This is a genomic window from Streptomyces sp. E11-3 (genome assembly GCF_046540415.1).
In the GTDB taxonomy this organism is placed as follows: domain Bacteria; phylum Actinomycetota; class Actinomycetes; order Streptomycetales; family Streptomycetaceae; genus Streptomyces.
In genome coordinates, this window is record NZ_JAZGRL010000042.1 from 1 (window position 1) to 3,326 (window position 3,326).

Annotated in this window: 2 protein-coding genes; both read left to right on the forward strand. The window is 67.4% G+C overall.

Annotation, left to right across the window (positions count from 1 at the left end):
• Window positions 1-349 precede the first annotated feature (349 nt).
• Window positions 350-1,249, forward strand: coding sequence for a 4-hydroxy-tetrahydrodipicolinate synthase (gene dapA, locus U9R90_RS34605; RefSeq protein WP_411061325.1), 900 nt, complete (start codon window positions 350-352; stop codon window positions 1,247-1,249).
• A 152-nt stretch (window positions 1,250-1,401) separates the two neighbouring features.
• Window positions 1,402-3,087, forward strand: a complete 1,686-nt coding sequence (locus U9R90_RS34610) for a ribonuclease J (RefSeq protein WP_411061327.1) — start codon at window positions 1,402-1,404, stop codon at window positions 3,085-3,087.
• Window positions 3,088-3,326 lie beyond the last annotated feature (239 nt).

The window sequence follows — 3,326 nt, forward strand, 5'->3', positions numbered from 1 at the left end:
GTGCCCCCCTGAGCAGGGGAGACCCCATTCATGACCTGCGACGCCGCACGCCGAGGGCACGCACCGCCGGGATATCAGCCGCTTCGCGGCGGGCGCTGCGCCCGCCCTTCGGGCGGACGACGGGGGTTCAAAGACAGGCTCTAAGGCATGCGGGTACGGCGCGGGCACAGATGTGCGGTCGGCTAAGCGAAGTGTCCGTATTGCGGCTTTTCGTGAAGTTCATCTAGCCTGATCAAACGGACCCGGCACTGCTTGAACCCCCGAGCAGGCAGTGTCGGGCTCCCTTTGTCGCGTCTGCCACCTCCCCCGAGGGGGGACCACGCGCTGAGCAGCGAGTAGCGTGTTACCCATGGCTCCGACCTCCACTCCGCAGACCCCCTTCGGGAGGGTCCTCACCGCCATGGTCACGCCCTTCACGGCGGACGGCGCACTCGACCTCGACGGCGCGCAGCAGCTCGCCGCCCACCTGGTGGACGCAGGCAACGACGGCCTGATCATCAACGGCACCACCGGCGAGTCCCCGACCACCAGCGACGCGGAGAAAACCGAGCTCGTACGAGCCGTACTGGAGGCGGTCGGCGACCGCGCCCACATCGTCGCCGGAGTCGGCACCAACGACACCCGCCACAGCCTCCAACTCGCCCGCGCGGCGGAGGAAGTCGGCGCCCACGGCCTGCTGGCCGTCACGCCGTACTACAACAAGCCCCCCCAAGAGGGCCTGTTCCGGCACTTCACCGCCATCGCGGACTCGACCGGACTGCCGGTCATGCTCTACGACATCCCCGGACGCAGCGGCGTACCGATCAACACCGAGACCCTCGTCCGGCTCTCCGAGCACCCCCGGATTGTCGCCAACAAGGACGCCAAGGGCGACCTCGGCCGCGCCAGCTGGGCCATCGCACGTTCAAGCCTCGCGTGGTACTCCGGCGACGACATGCTCAACCTCCCGCTGCTCTCCGTCGGCGCGGTCGGCTTCGTCTCCGTCGTCGGCCATGTGGTGACCCCGGAGCTGCGCGCCATGCTCGACGCCCACAACAACGGCGACGTCCACAAGGCGACGGAGATCCACCAGAAGCTGCTCCCGGTCTTCACCGGCATGTTCCGCACCCAGGGCGTGATCACCACCAAGGCCGCGCTCGCGCTGCAGGGCCTCCCGGCCGGACCGCTGCGCCTGCCGATGGTGGAGCTGCCGCCCGAGGAGACCCACCAGCTCAAGATCGACCTCGCCGCCGGCGGGGTACAGCTGTAACCACAGACTTCACAACCGAATATCCGGACCAACTGAATAGCCAGACCAACGCAACACAGACAGCACAGACGACAACAGCAACCGCAACTGCATGAGTGTCATGCGCGCCACGTGCCTCTGGGGTACGTGGCGCGCGTGGGTAGGAGAGTCTTTTGAGTCATCCGCATCCTGAGCTCGGCGCTCCGCCGAAGCTGCCCGAGGGCGGCCTGCGCGTCACCCCGCTCGGCGGTCTCGGCGAGATCGGCCGCAACATGACCGTCTTCGAGTACGGCGGTCGCCTCCTGATCGTCGACTGCGGAGTGCTCTTCCCGGAGGAGGAGCAGCCCGGAATCGATCTGATCCTGCCGGACTTCAGCAGCGTCAGGGACCGTCTCGACGACATCGACGGCATCGTGCTCACCCACGGCCACGAGGACCACATCGGCGGCGTCCCCTATCTGCTCCGGGAGAAGCCGGACATCCCGCTGATCGGCTCCAAGCTGACCCTCGCCCTGATCGAGGCGAAGCTCCAGGAGCACCGCATCCGCCCGTACACCCTTGAGGTCACCGAGGGACACCGCGAGCGCATCGGCCCCTTCGACTGCGAGTTCGTCTCGGTCAACCACTCCATCCCGGACGCCCTGGCGGTCGCCATCCGCACCCCCGCGGGCATGGTGGTGCACACCGGCGACTTCAAGATGGACCAACTGCCGCTGGACGGCCGCCTCACCGACCTGCGCGCCTTCGCCAGACTCGGCGAAGAGGGCATCGACCTGCTCCTGGCCGACTCGACCAACGCCGAGGTGCCGGGCTTCGTCCCGCCCGAGCGCGACATCTCGGGTGTCCTGCGCCAGGTCTTCGCCGGCGCCCAGAAGCGCGTCATCGTGGCCAGCTTCGCCAGCCATGTGCACCGCATCCAGCAGATCCTCGACGCCGCCCACGAGTACGGCCGCCGGGTCGCCTTCGTCGGCCGTTCGATGGTCCGCAACATGGGCATCGCCAGGGACCTCGGCTACCTAAAGGTCCCGGCCGGGCTGGTCGTCGACGTCAAGACCCTCGACGACCTGCCGGACGACGAGGTCGTCCTGGTCTGCACCGGTTCCCAGGGCGAGCCGATGGCGGCGCTCTCCCGGATGGCCAACCGCGACCACCAGATCCGCATCGTCCAGGGCGACACGGTCATCCTGGCCTCGTCCCTGATCCCGGGCAACGAGAACGCGGTCTACCGCGTGATCAACGGCCTGACCAGGTGGGGCGCCAACGTGGTCCACAAGGGCAACGCCAAGGTGCACGTCTCCGGCCACGCCTCGGCCGGCGAACTCCTGTACTTCTACAACATCTGCAAGCCCAGGAACCTGATGCCGGTCCACGGCGAATGGCGCCACCTGCGCGCGAACGCCGAGCTGGGCGCGCTGACCGGGGTTCCGCAGGGTCAGATCGTCATCGCGGAAGACGGCGTCGTGGTCGACCTGGTCGCGGGCAAGGCCAAGATCGTCGGCAAGGTCCAGGCCGGATACGTGTACGTCGACGGCCTCTCGGTCGGCGATGTCACCGAGTCCTCCCTCAAGGACCGCCGAATCCTCGGCGACGAGGGCATCATCTCGGTGTTCGTCGTGGTCGACTCAAGCACCGGAAAGATCACCGGCGGCCCACACGTCCAGGCCCGCGGTTCGGGTATCGACGACTCCGCCTTCAGTGCGGTGATCCCCAAGATCCAGGAAGTCCTGGAGAAGTCCGCCCAGGACGGCGTCGTCGAACCCCACCAGCTGCAGCAACTCGTGCGCCGCACACTGGGCAAGTGGGTCTCGGACACCTACCGCCGACGCCCGATGATCCTCCCCGTCGTCGTCGAGGTCTGACGCCGGGAGCAGCACGCCTGGAGCGGGGCGCCTCGATTTGCATCGGGGCGCCCCGCTCCAGTACGTTTACGTCTCCACCCCAACGCGTCCGGGCGCACCTGTGTGCCTTGTCGCGAGCCCGTGAGGGAGGGTGGAAAACCGACTCAGATTCTCTGATAAAGTCGGTCTCCGCCGAAAGGCAAATGGCTTTCCAACGGCCACGGATTCGAATTCCAGACCGGAAACGGAACGGAAAAGGA

Coding starts and splice junctions, on each gene's coding strand:
- dapA (WP_411061325.1), top strand. CDS start 350: ATGGCTCCGACCTCCACTCCGCAGACCCCCTTCGGGAGGGTCCTCACC.